Annotated in this window: 7 protein-coding genes and 2 pseudogenes; 5 read left to right on the top strand and 4 right to left on the bottom strand. The window is 47.9% G+C overall.

What is annotated here, in order from left to right; translation table 11 throughout:
- Positions 1 to 4: 4 nt before the first annotated feature.
- The 4 genes from Xvie_RS09840 to adiA form a co-directional block, all read right to left on the bottom strand.
- Positions 5 to 433, bottom strand: a complete 429-nt coding sequence (locus Xvie_RS09840) for a universal stress protein (protein WP_086109156.1) — start codon at positions 431 to 433, stop codon at positions 5 to 7.
- Between the two features lie 193 nt (positions 434 to 626).
- Entirely contained in the window at positions 627 to 1013 is a 387-nt protein-coding gene (locus tag Xvie_RS09835; RefSeq protein ID WP_086109155.1) for a GFA family protein, read from the bottom strand.
- Between the two features lie 194 nt (positions 1014 to 1207).
- Positions 1208 to 2554 carry an arginine/agmatine antiporter gene (gene adiC / locus Xvie_RS09830; protein ID WP_086109154.1) on the bottom strand — a complete coding sequence of 449 codons (1347 nt, stop codon included), beginning with the start codon at positions 2552 to 2554 and terminating at the stop codon, positions 1208 to 1210.
- Positions 2555 to 2572: 18 nt separating this feature from the next.
- A complete protein-coding gene (gene adiA / locus Xvie_RS09825; protein ID WP_086109153.1) occupies positions 2573 to 4846 on the bottom strand; it encodes an arginine decarboxylase in 2274 nt (757 codons plus the stop codon).
- Between the two features lie 383 nt (positions 4847 to 5229).
- On the opposite strand from adiA, the gene Xvie_RS09820 reads away from it, so the two are divergent.
- From Xvie_RS09820 to Xvie_RS26610, 5 genes and pseudogenes are all read left to right on the top strand, one after another.
- Complete coding sequence (locus Xvie_RS09820) at positions 5230 to 5586, top strand: histidine phosphatase family protein (RefSeq protein WP_086109152.1); 357 nt, start codon at positions 5230 to 5232, stop codon at positions 5584 to 5586.
- A 411-nt stretch (positions 5587 to 5997) separates the two neighbouring features.
- Positions 5998 to 6312, top strand: coding sequence for a phage holin, lambda family (locus Xvie_RS09815; RefSeq protein ID WP_086109151.1), 315 nt, complete (start codon positions 5998 to 6000; stop codon positions 6310 to 6312).
- Positions 6312 to 6707: a structural protein gene (locus Xvie_RS09810; protein ID WP_086109150.1), complete on the top strand. Its 396-nt coding sequence runs from the start codon at positions 6312 to 6314 to the stop codon at positions 6705 to 6707. Before Xvie_RS09815 ends, Xvie_RS09810 begins: the two co-directional genes overlap by 1 nt.
- Before the next feature lie 482 nt (positions 6708 to 7189).
- Positions 7190 to 15232, top strand: a pseudogene (locus Xvie_RS26615) (amino acid adenylation domain-containing protein); the annotation flags it as partial.
- Positions 15221 to 20221, top strand: a pseudogene (locus Xvie_RS26610) (amino acid adenylation domain-containing protein); the annotation flags it as partial. The pseudogenes Xvie_RS26615 and Xvie_RS26610, both read left to right, overlap by 12 nt.
- Positions 20222 to 20236: the final 15 nt, after the last annotated feature.

Genomic DNA, 20236 nt, shown 5'->3' with positions numbered 1-20236 from the left:
ATAGTTATCGTACTACTAATACAGATGTTTTCGCATATCTGACAACCCCAGCAGAATTGGAACCTAACAGATGAGTCGTGATATTGGGTCTCCTTGAGCCAATGACAATCAAATCAGCGCCAATTTCATCCGCTGTAGCAGTGATTTCGTCTCTTGGAGAACCAAATGCAATCGAATAAGAGATTTGACCAATTGGTAAGTCAATGGAATCAACCAGCTTTTTCAAGTCTTGTTCTGCCTTGATAGTCGCTTTGTCCTTAATTTCCATATAGCCTAGTGCATAAGCATTAATAATCGCTGATGAAATGGGTAATACATGTAAGAAATGTAATTTAGCCCCTGTTTCTCTGGCGACTTTAAGCGCGCAGTCAACTGCCTTGTTGGTTAGATCATCTTCTGAAATATCTACTGGTACTAAAATAGTTTTGTACATATGCACGCTCCTACTTACTGAAATACCAAGTTATCCTGATTTCCTTAGTATATTGAAATGCTGGAAACTTACTGTGAGTCATATAACACCTAAAACATGTTAGCCCTTATTCAGATTCATAGATAGAGAGTTAGCCTGATAAACTCATAAACATCCCTGCAATAGTTGCGCTCATGAACTTGGCTGGTACGTATCAGGATTGCACATCAATTGACCACCAACGTGGACACAATGACTTATATGAATGCGAAACTGGGCGAAGTTCTTTTTGGCCTTTACGATCAAAGCTTCCCAATAATAGCCCGATAGTTGGGCCATCATCTATTGCCCCCAAAGAACTTCCACATTGCTGACAAAAAGCACGGCTGGAATAGCCTGAAGAGCGAAACAATGAGGGAATTCCACCTGAACCATTCCACTGTACTGCCTCCTTGGGAAACTCAACCCAACATGATGTCAGTGCCCCGGTATGCCGCTGGCACATTGTGCAAGAGCATGCATGAGGATTGTTGGTTTCACCTGTAGCGATAAATCGGATATTGCCACAAAGACATCCACCACAATATTTATGTTTTTTCATAAACTGTTCCTGAAGACTCTGATTAATTAACAAGAAGAATCAGTATTTGAAGGGAATCATCCATCCACTATCTGAGATAATAGAAGATATATAGAAAGTAAAAAGTAGACTTGCTGGATAAACATAAAAAAAGGTGCTGATATTTCAGCACCAAAGTTACAACCAAAGTATGTGACACCCGAACGAAATTGAAGTTAATCTTTTTTATTATCCAATGGAAAAGGTACAGGATGTTTTGCATTGTAATTAAAGGTATACATAACCGTTATTACCATCATCACAACCAATGTCCATACCACTTCCTTTGCCCCTGTTCCCAGAACTGCCCAGATGCAATAAACAAAGGCAATAAACGTAATGACAATATATTGCCTTTTCTCTTGTCCGAGATGACCATGACCAATCAGCAGCAAAGCTGCACAGGTATATAAGTAAGGGATCAGGGTAAAAATAACCGAAACGGAAGAAACCAGCCCAAACTCTTTCGCTGCATTTGGGGAAACACTGCTGAGCTGGAAAATCGTCATTAAAACACCCAGAATCAGCAAGCCAGCTACAGGTGTTCCCGCTTTGTCCACTTTGGCAAAGATGGAAGGAAACAGCCCATCATCTGCCGCAGCTTTGGCTGTTTGCCCTGCGAGTAATGTCCAACCCCCCAAGGACCCTAAACAACCTGCCGCTGCACAAAAAGCAACTACTGCTCCTGCGGTATCTCCCAATGCCAGTCTGGCAGCATCGCCAAAAGGTGAAGATGAGATTTTCAATGCCGCGTTGGGGATCATGCCCATAATCACGCTACTGGATAAAACATAACAAACAGCAGCAATAAGCACTCCACCAATAGTCGCAATCGGCACGTTACGCTTAGGGTTTTTAACCACGCCAGCAGCAACGGAAGCACTTTCAACACCAATAAAAGACCATAATGTTACGTTTAAAATGCTCTGGATTGCGCCAAAGGTATTCAATCCACTGACGTTCCATGCATCCATATAGGTTTTGCCACTGAACCAGAACCAACCAAATACCGCAGTTGCCACAATCGGAATCAATGCCAGCGTTGTCGCTACTGCCTGCACTTTGGTAATAACGTGTGGCCCGATAATATTTAAAATAACGAATATCCACAGTATTACGGTACAAGTGATGGTTAAGACAATGGGATCTTTCAAGATGGGGAAAAAATAACTCAGATAGCCGACACCAATTACAACCATTGCGATGTTACCAATCCAACACGCCAACCAATACAGAATGTTAGTCTGATAGCCCAAAAAAGGGCCAAAGGCCCGTCGTGCATAGGCGTAAGAACCACCCGGGCTGTCATCCAGTGAGGATATCTTGGCATAGACGATCGATAACCCCACGGCACCAATGATAGTCACCAGCCATCCAAAAATGGCGATGCCTCCTGTTGCAGCCAAGCTGGCAGGCAGAAGAAAAACGCCTGACCCCATGATGTTACCCGCAACCATCAGAATAACCGGAATTAACCCAACTTTTTTCGCCTCTGAAATTGTCACCTCTGAAACTGTAGACATAATTTTATCTTCCCGTTTTTATTTTTTTATGCACATAACATGATAAATACCGTTGATAATTTCAGTGCCTTCTGTTTCATGCTCAAAACCCGGGAATTCATGATCCCATTTTTGTAATGCGTGCAAATAGCCAATCTGGGGACTGGTTTTATCGCCAAAATTTTCGCCTGAAAGCAGCATTGGAATTCCGGGTGGATACGGGATGATAGCATTCGCAGCAATGCGATGAGGCAGATTGTCCAGCGCCACCATTTCCACATTATTGGTCACGATGGCTTGGTAAGCGGCTCGCGGAGTCATTTCCATCTTGGGTAAGCCAGCGTATGCATGATTCAACTTTTCTCCCGGATTGTTCTGACGTAAATAATCGAACATTTTATCGCCCAACTCTTTCAATCCTAAATGGTTGTATACTTCTGGATGTTGTTCCACCAGATCTGGCAAAACATGGCTCAAAAGCGTATTGGCATCATAGTGATGTTTGAAAGACAGTAAAGTGTTGAGCAATGTTCCCCATTTTCCTTTGGTGATCCCCATTGAAAACAGGAACATAATTTGGAAATCTGTAGTACGGGTAGGCACGATACCGTGCTGGCCTAACCATGCGGTTACCAATGCAGCCGGTACACCTTGTTTTTTCAATTTTCCATTATCGCCCATGCCCGGTGTCAGGATGCTGACTTTAATCGGATCAAGCATACTCCAGTCATCAGGCAAATCTTCAAATCCATGCCAACTGTCTCCCGCACGCATTACCCAGCAACTTTGCTCTTTCGTCAGTAATTCTCTTGGGGCATCTTCAAAGGCAATTTTCTTGCCAGTAGCAGGATCTGTTATTTTTTCCTGATTCCAGGATTTAAAAAACCAGCTTCCTTCCTTGTTGAAATCGCGATGCAAACGCGCTAATGCCTGACGAAAATCAACAGCTTCTTCAATGACTTCCTGAGTAAGAGAATAGCCGCTATTACCATCCATCATGGAAACCGCAATATCATTTGAGGCGCAAATTGCGTACAAAGGCGATGTTGTCGCATGCATCATGTAGGCTTGGTTAAATCTTGAAAAATCCACTGGATTGCGTCCATCCCGCACATGGATGAAAGAAGCTTGGGATAGAGCGTTTAACAATTTGTGGGATGAATGGGTAGCAAAGACTGTCGGCCCTGAGTGGTTTTTCGGTTCTCCCCGCATTGCATAATGATCATGATAAATCGGATTAAACCGTGCATAGCCATACCATGCCTCATCAAAATGTATTCTATCAACGCTTTTATCCAATAATTCCTGTACACGTTTGGCGTTATAACAGACGCCATCATAAGTACAGTTTGTCACTACGCTATAGACCAGTTTTTGATCGACCATGCCTTGGGTTATTGGATTTTGTTTCAGTTTTTTCTGTAGTGTTTTGGTTTGCATTTCTTGTGGATAGATAGGCCCGATAATGCCATAGCGATTACGGCTCGGCAGCATATAAACAGGTTTAGCGCCTGTCAGAATCAACCCCTGCTCAATGGATTTATGGCAATTCCGGTCAATGATGACCACATCATCTTCGGTCATGCAAGCCTGCATAATCGTGCGATTAGAACCTGACGTTCCTACCACGACAGAATAAGAATGGTCTGCACCAAATACTCTGGCGGCGTATCTTTCACTTTCACCAAATGCACCGGAATGATCTAACAATGAACCCAATGAGGATCGTTCAATTCCCATATCGGTACGAAAGAGATTTTCCCCATAATAGTCATGATAAAAACGACCAACAGGAGTTTTATTAAATCCTACGCCTCCTTGGTGCCCAGGTGCAGCCCAAGAGTATTCATAGGTTTTGCTGTATTTCATCAACGCTGACATTAAAGGAGGGTATAATTGTTGACGATAACGCTGCATGGCCGCAATAGCACGACCAGCGATAAAGTTTGCTGAATCTTCCAATATCCAGGCAAATTCAGTTAATTTTTCAAGTAATTCATGCTTTAGCAAAAATACCGTTTTTTCTCGATCACTTAACAAAAAGACCGGTACATTTTCCTGTCGCTCAAATAATTTATTCAATAGCTTCTGTATATGAAGATATAAATCATCATCCATAAGTGCACAGCTGATCATGACACAATCGAACGGCTCATTGGCTGAAATTATTGTATAGCTATCCTCAAAAGAATCAGCAATAACAACATCAACGTCTTTCTCGATTAACTTATCTGACAACCTATGTATTGCCTTGTCAGCATAGTGACTATGATATCGCGTACCTACTTCATTTTTTGCTATCAATACTTTCATGACATTATTCCTTACACTATCTCTACTTGAACTGACAGGATAAATTTAGAATTACTTGGCAATGGCCATGGAATGTCAGACACTATAAAATAATCGCATTAATTAACTATTTGTTAAAATATAATTTTTAAACTTAAAATAACTCTGATCAATATAGTGTCTATTTATATTTGTGCAATCTAAACAAATCGGAGAAAACCGGCGACTCTGCATAGAACGAATACCATACATATTGAAATAAAAGGAAAAAATGTTAAGTATTGTTATTTTAACAACTGAATATGATTACTTTTTTGATTAAATTATTTTTATTCTATCTGTTTTTTATGTAATCCACGGAAAATACAAATGCGCATTATCGTCATACGGCATGCCGAAACCCAATGGAACCTTCCCCAACAATTACCCCAGACCTTTTAGCTGGAGAACCAATGATAGCAGCCCCTGAAGGCGAATCTGCCAATGATGTTGCCCAGCGAATGCTTTCTTATTTACAGTTTTTAGCAACAAACGATTTATCAACAAGCAGTTGCTCAATAAAAAGTCACGATAAAATGCTTTGTTTGGTTACCCACGGCTTTGCACTACAATCTTTGATTTGGCAATTAAAAGGCGGTCATTTACACGAGGAAACAAAGAAATATGCTCATCTGAATTGTAGCTATTCAGTTATTGATATCAAAGACAAGAATATTGAAGTAGTAAATTGGGGGGTTGCGACTCATTTATTGAACATTTAAGAAATATATTAATTTAATTAAACCAGACGAGTTTAAATTGCTATATTGAAATTAACATAAAATATATTTCTCAAATTATTATTTCCTCCATTATACCCTATTCATATCCTTCACATCCCCAGACCTCAGCCTAATTTTAGCAAATTCAACACCTCCTATTTTTAACCATAAAGATCACCTGAATGACGTTGATTTAACCGTTAATTTAGTAAGAGCCAGAGCACAATAGCATAACAATGAAGATTTTCTTTACTGACGTTAATATGGAAAAGTACGGGACGTCATTAAGTAAGTGCTGGAAGCTAACCCCGATTAAGCTGATTTGAAGGTTGTTCAGCCTTATGTCTTCAAAATTGAACTAGTTGAAAACTTTGCTTCCATGACGCCCATCATTCAATTATGGAACTAACAATGAAAGAACATCCTGATTTATGGGCCGATTTATTAAATGGCCTGAAAAATGCCTGGCCACAAATTTCTGGCTCTATTTTAGCCATCATGATTTGTTATGGCAGGCTTATTTATGACGGTGTGGAGCGGAAAAATCGCTGGGTCGAACCGCTACTGTGCGGGGCGCTGTCGTGGGGGTTCTCCAGTGGACTGGAACTATTCGGCATTCCAAGCAGTGTTTCACCCGCACTCGGCGGTGCTGTTGGCTTTATTGGAGTAGAAAAAATACGAGAGTTTGCTCTCCGTGCCATCAATAAACGTTTAGGAGATAAATAATGACAAGAGGGATTCGTAACCACAACCCGGGCAATATTCGCCACGGTGATAAATGGCAAGGCTTGCGTGATACCCAGACAGACAAATCATTTTGTCAGTTTGTGGCACCGGAATATGGCATACGGGCGATGCTGAAAATTCTGCGTAATTATGAACGCAAATATGGGGATAACACTATTCACCAGTTTATTTCCCGCTGGGCACCACCAAATGAAAATAATACCGAGAATTACATTGCTTATGTATGTAAATCGGTTGGCATGGCCAGCAGCGCCGTAGTGGATGTGGAAAATACAACCACAATGAGCCGGCTGATTAAGGCTATTATTCAAATGGAAAACGGTCAGCAACCTTATTCCGACACGGTTATTAAGCAAGCATTTGAATTGTTATAATCATTTGAATTGTTAATTTCGGCCTGAACATAATAACCATTAAAATATAATCACCATCAAAATATAATCACCACCAAAATACCGGCGGTGATTTTTCTAATATCCTCAATAAATAAATTGAAAGCTATAACACAACGATATCGTTCCCCTCATTCACCAGTACTCAAAAAAACCGAGTAATAACGGTTAAATCATAGTTTTCAAATAGTCTGTTCACAGCACTGTAGCGTACAGGAATCAAGCCCTGAATGTATTTCAAAAGGATATCTAAACGCTATTCATCACAATATACCCATCAGTATTTTTAATAATACATATCAAAAATAGATGAATTAAAGTCCTTTTATAATAGGAATTAAAAAAATAAAGTATCTATTTATGAAAGAGTTAGTCATTCAATATATTCAGTGCGCAGCAGTGTCACATAAATCATATTTAATTCATTAGCCTAGTTCATTAGCCTCACAAGCAGGAGTTAAGCAATGCCTATGTCATGGAACCGTATTAACAACGAGGAGCAACTTTCATTAGAGAATTCTTCTGCATCTTCTCCCTCTTGCAAATTCTCATTCAGTTCTACCCAGCAAGTCGTCTGGCTCGATCAGTTCCTCCGTCCCAATAGCACCTGCTACAATCTTGGTTCAGTGATTCTCGTTGAGGGGGAGTTGGATGAAGCGCTGTTAGTACGCGCTTTTGAGACCGTTGTTTATCGTCATGATGCATTGCGTTTACGGCTCATTAATACTCAGGAATTACCACTGCAAGAACTCACAGACACCTTGCCTGTATCCGTGACAATCCATGATTTCTCAGGCCATGTTGATTCCGAAGAACAAACCTGGCAGCACATCCGAGCCGCTTTCATGCGTCCATTTGATTTGAATAGTGAACTGTGGCGATTTGAAATATTACGGGTAAATGAGCATCGTTGGTACTGGCAATTCTGCTGTCATCACCTAATTGGGGATGCGATCACTTTGGGACTCATTCCTGAAGAGATAGCCAATATTTATAGCCTGTTAAGCCGAGGTGAAGAGTTCACAGAAACAGCGCCCTCTTATCTCGACTTTGTTAACGAAGATCATGCCTACCTGAACTCTCAACGCCATATACAAGACCAGCAATTCTGGTTGGAACGTTACAAAAATTTACCTCCTGCGTTACTGCAACCATCAATACAAGCATCAAAACTTTCAGATAAAACCGCAGATAACGAACACATCGAACCTTTAATCTGGCAATTGGATAAAGCGCTTTTTCAGCGGATGGAAGATACTGTAGCTGATCATGGATTATCTGTCCTGCACTTCATGTATGCCATTCTGGCCTGTTATTTCTCACGTACTACTCATTTCTCACATACAAATTTCTCACATACAAATTTCTCACATACAAATAGTTCTGAAGAAATTGTCATTGGCATTCCCGTACACAACCGTAAAAACATCAAACAAAAACGCACGGTGGGGATGTTTTCGTCAGTCATTCCAGTCGGTATCACTGTATCGCCTCATGATACTTTCCTTGATGTTATGAACAAAGCCGCAACAGAACTGCGCCGTTGCTATAAACGTCAGCGCTTGCCAATAGCAGAAATTAACCGGCTTGTACAAATCCAACAGAAAACCGGACATGCTCAACTATTCGATATCCTACTGTCATTTGAGTGGGTCGAAGTAAACGCTGAGATACCAAACGCTACACTCAAATACTCAAGAATACAGCGTGGTACTCCGTTCCCTCTTAGCATTTCCTTCCATAAATACGCTTTCGCCAACAGTGAAGATGTCCATAAACCTATCACACTTGAGTTTAATTTCTCCCCTGATTACCTGAGCCGTGATGAAGTCATCGCACTCCAGTCTCGTCTCATGGTGTTGATCGAAGACGCTCTCACTTCTCCTGAGAAACAGGTGCAAAGTTTATCGATATTGCCACTGGCAGAGCAGCAGCAATTGCTGGTGGATTTCAATGCCACCCGGCTGGAGGGCCCGCCCGCGGCCTTCATCCACCCCCGGTTTGAAGCGCAGGCAGCCCGCCAGCCCGCGGCACCGGCAGTCATCTTTGATGAGCAAACCCTCAGCTATGGTGAACTCAACCGCCGCGCCAACCAGCTGGCCCATCATCTGATTACGCTGGGCGTGCGGCCGGATGAACGGGTGGCAATCTGTGTGGAACGCAGCCTGGAGATGGTGGTGGGCCTGCTGGCTATCCTCAAGGCCGGCGGCGCTTATGTCCCGCTCGACCCGGCCTACCCGACCGAGCGGCTGGCCTATATGCTCAAGGATGCGGCACCGGTGGCCTTGCTCACCCAGTCCGCCTTCGCCGACATGCTGAACACCACCGTCCCCCCTGCCGAAGCCGGCTACCTGACCGTACTGCTGGATGTGCCAGACCCCGCGCTGGCTGCCCACCCGGTTCACAATCCCGACACGCCGGCGCTGGGGCTGACACCGCATCATCTGGCCTATGTGATTTACACCTCCGGCTCGACCGGCTTGCCCAAAGGCGTGGAGATGCCGCTGGCGGCCTTGTCGAACTTGCTGCAATGGCACAGCCATACGCCTTCACATTCACAACCAGCCCCTTCCCTGCCCGCCGGCACCGGCAGAACCCTGCAATTTGCCGCACTGGGGTTCGATGTCGCCTTTCAGGAAATCTTCACCACCCTGAGTGAAGGCGGCTGTCTGGTCTTGATGCATGAAGCCCTGCGGCGGGAGCCGCAACAGGCCCTGCGGCTGATTGAGCAAAAACAGGTTAACCGGATTTTCCTGCCCTACATTGCCCTCCAGCACCTTGCTGAGGCCGCGGTTCACTGTGAGGGGGATTTCTCCTGTCTGGCCCACATTGTTACCGCCGGTGAGCAACTGCGCATTACCCCAGCTATCCAGCGTTTCCTGCAACGTGCCGGCAATTGCCGGTTACACAATCACTACGGCCCGACGGAAAGCCATGTCGTCACTGCATACCCATTGGACAAAGACATTACACACTGGCCAACCCTGCCCCCCATCGGCCGCCCGATAGCCAACAGCCAAATTTATATCCTTGACCCATACCGCCAGCCCGTGCCGCTGGGGGTCACGGGGGAAATTTACATTGCCGGGGCCGGCGTGGCCCGTGGCTACCTGAACCGGCCGGCACTGACTGCCGAGCGGTTCCTGGCTGACCCGTTCTCCGCCAGGCCGGAAGCCCGCATGTACAAAACCGGTGACCTCGGCCGCTGGCGGCCCGACGGCAATATCGAATACCTCGGCCGCAATGATTTTCAGGTTAAATTACGCGGCTTCCGCATTGAGCTGGGGGAAATCGAGGCACAACTGATGCGGTGTCACGGCGTGCGCGAAGTGGTGGTGATTGCCCGCGAAGACGAGCCGGGGGCAAAGCGGCTGGTGGCTTACCTGCGGCCCCTGGCGGGCGCTGAACTGGTGCCGGCCGCCTTGCGCCAGCAACTTGCCCGACATCTGGCCGACTATATGCTGCCCAGTGCCTTTGTGACACTGGAAACCTTCCCGCTGACCCCCAATGGCAAACTGGACCGCCCAGCCCTGCCGGCACCGGAGGCGTCTGCCGTGGTCACCCGCAGCTATGCCGCGCCGACAGGCGAAATGGAAACCGCGCTGGCGCAAATCTGGCAGGACTTGCTGGGGCTGGAGCGGGTGGGCCGCCATGACCACTTCTTTGAACTGGGCGGGCATTCCCTGCTGGCCGTCCAGCTCGGCGCCCGGATACGCCGGACGCTGGCGCGGGAGTTACCGTTACAGGCGCTCTTCGCCCAGCCGGTCCTGATGACGCTGGCTCTGGCGCTGGCTGACGCAGCGCCCACCCCGCAGGCGGTGATTCCCACGGCAGACCGCCGCCAGCCGTTGCCGCTCTCCTTTGCCCAACAGCGTTTGTGGTTCCTCGGCCAGCTCGACCCGGCCGCCAGCCAGGCCTACCATCTTCCGGTAGCCTTGCGTCTGACCGGCCAGCTTAACCCCCACGCGCTGACCACGGCGCTTGACCGTCTGGTTGCCCGCCACGAAAGCCTGCGTACGCGCTTTGTGCTGGTTGAAGGCCACCCCTGCCAGCATATCGACCCGGCCGACATTGGTTTTGCCCTGTCCGGCCACGATTGGCGCCAGCTTGAGCCGGCTTTGCACTCTGACCGTATGACTGCGCTCGCCAATCTTGAGGCGCAAACGCCTTTTGATTTTGTGCAGGGCCCGCTGATCCGGGGTCAACTGCTGCAATTGGCAGACAGCGAGCATGTGTTGCTGCTCACCCTCCATCACATTATCACTGACGGCTGGTCTATTGGTGTACTGGTGCGAGAACTGAACATTCTCTATCAAGCGATCCTCAACAATCATGACGATTTTTTGCAACCTCTAACTATTCAATACGCTGATTACGCCATCTGGCAGCGTGAGTGGTTGCAGGGTGAAATTTTTACTGCACAACGGGATTTCTGGTGTGCCCAACTTGAAAATATCCCCGCTTTATTATCGCTTCCGACTGACCGTCCACGCCCGGCGATACAGACTTATGTCGGCAGTCAAGTTCCTTTCCATCTTGATGCCGCTGTACTGACAGCACTTAAGGCGCTGGGACAACGCCATAACAGCACCTTATTCATGACCGTGCTGAGTGCATGGAGTATCGTCCTCGCCCGCCTGAGCGGTCAGGATGATATCGTCATCGGCACGCCGGTCGCCAATCGCCCGAATAGTGAACTTGAGGGACTGATTGGTTTCTTCGTCAATACGCTGGCCTTGCGTGTCAGGCTAAATGATGATCTCAGTGTGGCGGATCTGCTTGCTCAAGTTCGGGAACGGGCACTCGCCGCCTATGCCCATCAGGATCTGCCCTTCGAACAGGTGGTGGAGGCATTACAGCCTGAACGCAGCTTAAGCCATAGCCCCATTTTTCAAGTGATGCTGGCCTTGGACAACACTCCAGTTCAGGACAAAGCATCATCCGATTTGCAGATTTCCCGAATTGAACTGGCAACTCATAGTGCTCACTTCGATTTAATGCTGTTGTTGACGGAAACCGATGCAGGTTTAGTCGGTGGGCTGGAATATGCCTCCGATTTATTCGACGCTGCAACTGTTGAACGTATGGTCGGCTATTTGCAGCGGGTACTGGCAGCAATGGCTGCCGACGCAACACAAACTATTGCAAGTTTGCCGATGTTATCAGCTTCAGAGCGACAACAATTGCTGGTAGATTTCAACGCTACCCAAGCAGACTTCCCACAAGATACCCTGATCCACCAACTGTTTGAAGAACAGGCGAGACACAATCCCACTGCCGTAGCGGTAGTGTGTGGAGACCAGAGGCTCAGTTATGATGAATTAAACCTTCGTGCCAATCGTCTGGCTCATCACCTGATTGAATTGGGTGTCCGTCCCGATGATCGGATAGCAATCTGTGTTGAACGCAGTCTGGACATGGTGGTGGGTCTACTCGGTATCCTTAAGGCAGGCGGGGCTTATGTACCGTTCGATCCGGCTTACCCAACCGAGCGGCTGATATATATGCTTGAAGATTCAGCGCCGGTAGTGATGCTGACTCAGACAACATTGGTCGACAAGCTGACCAGCTCTGTTCCCACAGTAATACTCGACGCCCAAGAACCATTCAAGGCAGAACTGCCGGCTCACAATCCGGATGCTCTGGCGCTGGGGCTGGGGCTGACATCAAATCATCTGGCTTACGTGATCTATACCTCTGGTTCTACCGGCCTGCCCAAAGGTGTGGCGATTGCTCACCGCAATACAGTGAATTTTCTAACCTGGGCGCAACGAACTTTCAGTGCTGATCAATTGGCAAATACTCTATTTGCTACTTCACTGAATTTTGATTTAGCCGTGTACGAATGTTTTGCCCCTCTGATCTCTGGAGGTACGGTTCACCTTGTTTCTGATGTGCTGTCACTGATCAATACAAACCCAGCCAACACAAAACCGGTCAGCCTGATTAACACCGTACCATCAGCCATTGCCCACCTGCTTGAAGCCAACGCTGTACCCATGAGCGTCCGAACTGTCAATTTAGCCGGTGAAGCACTGAAATCACATATTGTTGAACAGTTATTTGCTCACTCTGCCGTAGAGAATGTGTGCAATCTGTATGGGCCTTCTGAGACGACGACTTATTCAACCTGGACTCAGATGAGCCGGACAACAGGGTTTGATAGCCATATCGGCCGTCCGATCGCCAATACCCAGATTTATATTCTGGACTCATTGGGTCAACCTGTACCATTGGGTGTTGTTGGAGAAATATATATTGCTGGTGCGGGTGTTGCCCGTGGTTATCTGAATCGCCCTGAACTGACGAGGGAACGTTTTCTCACCAATCCATTTTCCTCAAAACCAAATGCCCGCATGTACAAAACGGGCGACCTTGGCCGCTGGCTGTCTGGTGGCAATATTGAATACCTCGGTCGCAATGATTTTCAGGTCAAAATACGCGGCTTCCGTATTGAGCTTGGTGAAATAGAAACCCAATTGATGCAATGTCACGGGGTGCAAGAAGCGTTGGTTATTGCCCGTGAAGATGAACCAGGGCAGAAACGACTAGTTGCCTATCTGCGGCCCCAAAACGGCATTGAGCTCATTCCGGCTGAACTGCGTCAGCAACTTGCCCAACATCTCGCTGAATATATGCTGCCCAGTGCCTTTGTGATACTTGACACTTTCCCGCTGACTTCCAACGGTAAGCTTGATCGTCAAGCGCTCCCCACTCCTGATGCATTCTCTATAATAACCCGTGGTTATGAAGCCCCACGCGGAGAGGCGGAAACTGCTCTGGCACACATCTGGCAGGATTTACTGGGATTGGAAAAAGTCGGCCGCCATGACCATTTCTTTGAACTGGGTGGTCATTCACTGATGATTGTCAGCCTGATTGAACGACTATACAGCCTCGGATGGCAGCTTGATGTCCGCAGTGTATTCTCTGCGCCTGTCCTGACTGAAATGGCGCAGACAATTAAAGGGGATATCGACACCTTTATCGTGCCGCCTAACCGCATTCCTACAGACTGTACAGCGATTACACCTGATATGCTGCCGCTAATCTCACTGTCTCAGGCCGAGATTGATGTCATCGTCGCGGCGACTCCCGGTGGAGCAGGCAATGTGCAGGATATTTATCCATTGGCACCACTACAGGAAGGCATCCTGTTCCATCATTTGCGACAGGCTCAAGGTGATACTTATCTGCTACAGAGCCTGCTTGCGTTCAAAACCCGCGAGCGCCTTGATTCTTTCCTGTCCGCACTCCAGCAAGTCATCATTCGCCACGATATTTTGCGCACTGTCGTCTGTTGGCAGGGATTAGTACAGCCAGTACAGGTGGTCTGGCGTCAGGCTCCGCTGTATATCAACGTTTTCGAGCCTGACACAGCGGATGATGTCCCATCTCAGCTACAGGAACACACAAATCCGCGTCGGCACCGCCTCGATTTGCGCCGGGCGCCACTGTTCGCTGCTGACATCGCTCACGATCCGGCAAAAGACGAATGGTTGCTGTCCCTGCGTTTCCACCATCTGGTCAGTGACCATATGACACTGGAGCTGATTTTTGCCGAAATTGCCCAAATACAACAGGGACATTTTGATGCATTGCCCGCAACATTGCCTTATCGCAACTTTATTGCCCAGACGTTGAGCGTACCGACCGATGTGCACGAAGCATATTTCCGTACTCAACTGGCTGATATCGATACACCGACAGCACCGTTCGGGGTACTCTCAATGCAGGGTGATAATGATCCTGTCGTTGAAACCCATCTCTCACTCGACCTTGCTTTGGCGGAAACTATCCGTACGCAAGCCCGCCGTCTGGGAGTCAGTCCGGGGGTACTTTTCCACGTTGCTTGGGCGCAAGTACTTGCACAAACCATTGATCGCGTCAAAACCAGCGATCACGGAAATGTAGTTTTCGGCTCCGTACTACTGGGCCGCCTATTGGGAGGTGCAGGCGTTTCCCAAACATTGGGGATGTTTATCAATACCCTGCCGGTGCGAGTTTCCTTAGCCAACCACAGTGTGCAGGACGTGGTACAGGCTACCTATCACAATTTAACGGCTCTACTGGAACACGAGCAGGCACCATTGGCACTGGCACAACGTTGCAGTGGTGTACCGTCGTCAGTACCGCTGTTCAGTACCCTGCTCAATTATCGTCACAGTCAAATCAATGAAAGTGACGAAGCCAATGTGATTGAAATACCACAGATAGATATGCGTATCCTCGCCATTGAGGAACGGACTAACTATCCGATTACCTTATCAATAGATGATATGGGAATCGGTTTTCGTCTAACCGCTCAGACTGTAACAAGCCTTGATCCGGCACGCATAACCACCTATCTGGCAACTGCCATCAGTGGTCTGGTTGATGCTCTGGCTCACGATCCAAAACGGTTGATTCAAGATATATCTATTCTGCCAGCCACAGAACGACAACAATTATTGCTGGGTTTTAATGCCACTCAGGCGGATTTCCCACAGAATGCATTGATTCATCAACTGTTCGAAGCGCAAGTAGAACAGCACCCCGATGCCACTGCCATAGTATTTGAAAACCAATCAGTATTTCAAAACCAGTCGGTATTTGAAAACCAGTCAGTATTTGAAGGTCAGTCACTAAGCTACGGAGAACTTAACCGCCGCGCCAATCGTTTAGCCCATCATTTGATTACGCTGGGCGTGCGTCCGGATGATCGGGTGGCAATATGTATCGAACGCAGTCCGGAGCTGATCGTAGGTCTGCTTGCCATCCTCAAGGCAGGGGGCGCTTATGTGCCGCTTGATCCCACTTATCCGGCAGAACGGTTGATGTATATGCTTGAGGATTCGAAGCCTGTGGCTTTGCTAACTCAAATGGCACAGGCTGACAAACTGGGCAGCCATATAACTATCGGCCATATAACTACTGACCATATAACTACAGTATTAATTGATGTTCAGGAACCGTTGCTGGCGGCACAACCAACTCACAACCCAGATATACAGGGACTGGGCCTGACATCAAGAAATCTGGCCTATGTGATCTATACCTCTGGTTCTACCGGGCAACCTAAAGGCGTGATGGTCGAGCACCACAATGTCCTTCGCCTCATCGTTAATAATGGTTTTGCTGATATTAGCCCGAATGACTGCGTTGCCCATTGTGCCAATATTGCTTTTGACGCATCGACGTGGGAAATCTGGTCTGCCTTACTCAATGGTGCTCGCCTGCATGTGGTTGCACAATCAGTACTGCTTAATCCAGAACATTTCTGCAATGCACTGATCACAGGACAAGTCACCGCCCTTTGGTTAACAGTTGGCCTATTCAACGAATACCTTGATGCGCTCAAACCGTTGCTTGGTCAATTGCGATATTTACTTATTGGTGGTGATGCACTTGATCCGAAAAAGATACAGCAGGTGCAACTGGCTGAATCCCGGCCAGCACATCTGATTAACGGATATGGCCCGACGGAAACCACAACGTTTGCCGCAACATATGCGATCACATCCCCTGTTGATGTTGCCCGTTCCATTCCTATCGGATACCCGATTGCCAATACCCAGATTTATATTCTCGATCCACATGGTCAGCCTGTTCCTACCGGTGTGGCAGGCGAAATTTATATTGCCGGTGCCGGCGTTGCCCGTGGTTATCTCAATCGCCCTGAATTGACTGCCGAACGTTTCCTCGCTGATCCGTTCTCACAAGATCCAGAAGCCCGCATGTACAAAACCGGCGATCTCGGTCGTTGGCTGCCCGATGGCAGTATCGAATATCTCGGCCGTAATGATTTTCAGGTTAAATTGCGTGGTTTCCGGATTGAGCTGGGCGAAATCGAAGCAAAACTCACACAATGTCACGGTGTGCGCGAAGCTATCGTTTTAGTTCGCGAAGATGAAACAAATCAAAAACGCCTGATTGCCTATCTGCTGCCTCAGACAGGTGCTGAATTGGCTCCGGCTGAACTGCGCCAACAACTTGCCCGGAACCTTGCCGAGTACATGTTGCCCAGTGCTTTCATAACACTCGATGCCTTTCCATTGACACCTAACGGTAAACTTGACCGTCAGGCACTTCCTGCTCCTGATTCGTCGGCAATGGTGGCTCGCGGCTATGAAGCGCCGATAGGTGAGATAGAAATCGCATTGGCCCGGATTTGGCAAAAATTACTGGGACTGGAACAGGTCAGTCGCCACGATCACTTCTTTGAATTGGGTGGTCATTCACTGCTTGCTGTCCAACTTGTCGCACATATACGTCAAGATTTGACACGGGATTTGTCACTACAGCAACTCTTTGACCAGCCCGTTCTGATGAATTTGGCTCAAGCGCTCACCGGCACTTCGACAGCGGCTCAGATGATGATTCCTGTTACAGATCGAAGCCAGCCATTGCCTTTATCTTTCGCTCAACAACGGCTATGGTTCCTTGGTCAGATCGATCAGGCTGCCAATCTGGCTTATCACATTCCGGTGGCATTGCGCCTTGTAGGCCAACTCGATCGCCATGCCCTGACCAGCGCACTCAACCATTTAATCGCCCGACATGAAATCTTGCGTACCCGCTTTGTTCTGACGGCAGGCCAACCTTACCAATGCATCGATTCTGCTGATACTGGCCTGACTCTGTCTTACCAAAATTTACGCCCGTCAGCGCCGGAAACACACTCTGCCCACGTTACTGAACTTGCCGCATCCGAAGCACAGACGCCTTTTGATTTTACTCAAGGCCCACTGATCCGTGGTCATGTGCTGCAACTGGCAGACGATGAACATGTATTGTTGCTCACCCAACATCACATTATCTCTGACGGCTGGTCCATCGGTGTACTGATGCACGAACTGAGCGTCCTTTACCGCGCTATTCTCGACGGTCAAGACGCTCCTTTGCCACCGTTGCCCATTCAATACGCCGATTACGCTGTCTGGCAACGTGAATGGCTGCAAGAAGCTGCCCTTACTGAACAACGTGATTTTTGGAGCACTCAGCTTGAAGGTGCTCCGGCCTTACTGACACTCCCGACTGACCGGCCGCGTCCGGTGACACAAACCTTTGTCGGGGGTCGGGTGCCTGTTCACTTTAACGCGGGTTTATTGGCATCCCTTAAAAAACTCGGACAACGCCATAACACTACCTTGTTTATGACTGTGCTGAGCGCATGGGGTATCGTACTTGCCCGACTCAGTGGTCAGGATGATGTTGTCATCGGTACGCCGGTTGCCAATCGCCCGCATCATGAACTTGAGGGATTAATCGGTTTCTTCGTCAATACACTGGCCTTGCGCGTTACACTGAATAATTCCACCAATGTTGCTGACCTGCTCAAACAAATTAGGGAACGAGCGCTCGCCGCCTATGCGCATCAGGATCTGCCCTTTGAACAGGTTGTTGAAGTACTACAGCCTGAACGCAACCTAAGCTACAGTCCAATCTTCCAAGTGATGTTGGCCTTAAACAACACACCCATTCAGGCACTGGCGTTACCCGATATACAGTGCATACCTGTTGAACAGACACACCCCAGCGCTCACTTTGATTTAACGTTGTCGCTGACCGAAACCGAGGCGGGTATGGTCGGTGATTTGGCCTATGCTGCTGATCTGTTCGATGCCGCAACCGCTGAACGCATGGCCGGTTATTTAGCAAATGTGCTGACAGCCATGACGGCTGATGAAACGCAACTGATTGCCACTCTGCCAATGCTGCCGGAATCAGAACGGCAACAACTGCTGGTGCATTTCAACGCCACTCAGGCAGATTTCCCGCAGAATGCCTTGATCCACCAGCTTTTTGAAGCGCAGGCAGAACAGCGTCCTGATGCTACCGCTGTAGTTTACGAAGGTCATACCCTGAGCTACGGTGAGCTAAACCGCCGAGCCAATCGCCTGGCTCATTATCTGATTGCGCTGGGAGTACGCCCGGATGATCGGGTTGCGATCTGTGTCGAACGCAATCTGGAGATGGTGGTCGGCTTACTTGCCATCCTCAAGGCCGGTGGTGCTTATGTACCACTCGATCCCGTATATCCGACTGAACGGCTGGTATATATGCTGGAGGATGCGGCACCGATCGCTTTGCTAACTCAAACTGAGTGGATCGATAAACTTTCCAGTACCTTGCCAACGGTTCTACTTGATAATGCATTTGATAACCAAGAAGCATTTCTGGCAACTCAGCCAACGGATAATCCAGATATTCAGGCTCTGGAGCTGACACCACACCATCTGGCTTATGTCATTTATACTTCGGGGTCAACCGGCCAACCGAAAGGGGTTATGGTCGAACACCGTGGCCTGTGCAATCTGATCACCACTCAGCAAAATACGCTGGCACTCACCCCGGATAGCCGTTTCCTGCAATTCGCCTCGAATAGTTTTGATGCCTGTATCTGGGAATGTTGTATGGCTCTTGTGGCGGGAGCGCGCCTCTATCTGGCCAAGCGTGCCGATCTCCTGCCCGGTGCGGTACTATCCAGTTACTTAGCAGACCATGCCATCAGCCATGTTCTGTTGTCACCAACAGCTTTGGCAGCAATGGATTCCCTGCCTGATACATTGCAAACCTTACTTGTGGGGGGTGAAGCCTGTCCGTCGAGCTTAGTCAAACGCTGGTCACAGGGACGGCAGATGATCAATGCATATGGGCCGACAGAAATTACTGTCTGCGCCACGCTTTACTTATGTAACAGTTACTTGAACAACGGTTATTTGAATAACCGTTATCCATATGATCGTTCAGAAGAAAATAATCCACCACCGATTGGTCGCCCGATATCCAATACTCAAATCTATATCCTTGATGCCAACGCCCAACCGGTTCCGCTTGGTGTCATTGGTGAGATCTATATTGCTGGTGCCGGCGTTGCCCGTGGCTATCTGAATCGCCCTGAACTGACTGCCGAACGTTTCCTCATCGATCCGTTCTCTTCAAATCCAGACGCAAGGATGTACAAAACGGGCGATCTGGGACGCTGGTTGCCTGATGGCAATATCGAATATCTTGGCCGCAATGATTTCCAAATCAAGCTCCGTGGTTTCCGTATTGAACTGGGTGAAATTGAAAACCGGCTCAGACAATGCCAAGGTGTACGTGAAGCTGTCGTTTTAGCCCGCAAAGAAGATGGAAAAAACCAGAAGCGCCTGATTGCCTATCTGTTGCCTCAGGCGGGTGTTGAACTGGTGCCGGTCGAACTGCGCCAGCAACTTGCTCAGCACCTCGCTGAATACATGCTACCCAGTGCTTTTGTAACGCTTGAGTCATTCCCTTTAACTCCGAATGGAAAACTCGATCATCAAGCGCTTCCTGACCCTGATTCGTCTGCTATTGTGATGCGCAGCCATGAATCCCCGATAGGGGAAGCAGAAACTGCTCTGGCTCAAATCTGGCAAAAATTATTGGGATTGAAACAAGTCAGTCGCCATGACCATTTCTTTGAACTCGGTGGTCATTCGCTGTTGATTGTCAGTCTGATCGAGGGACTGCGCACTATCGGCTGGCAACTCAGTGTTCGCAGTGTG

The organism is Xenorhabdus vietnamensis (genome assembly GCF_002127535.1).
GTDB classification, from domain to species: Bacteria; Pseudomonadota; Gammaproteobacteria; order Enterobacterales; family Enterobacteriaceae; genus Xenorhabdus; species Xenorhabdus vietnamensis.
This window is presented reverse-complemented; position numbering and strand designations above follow the sequence as displayed.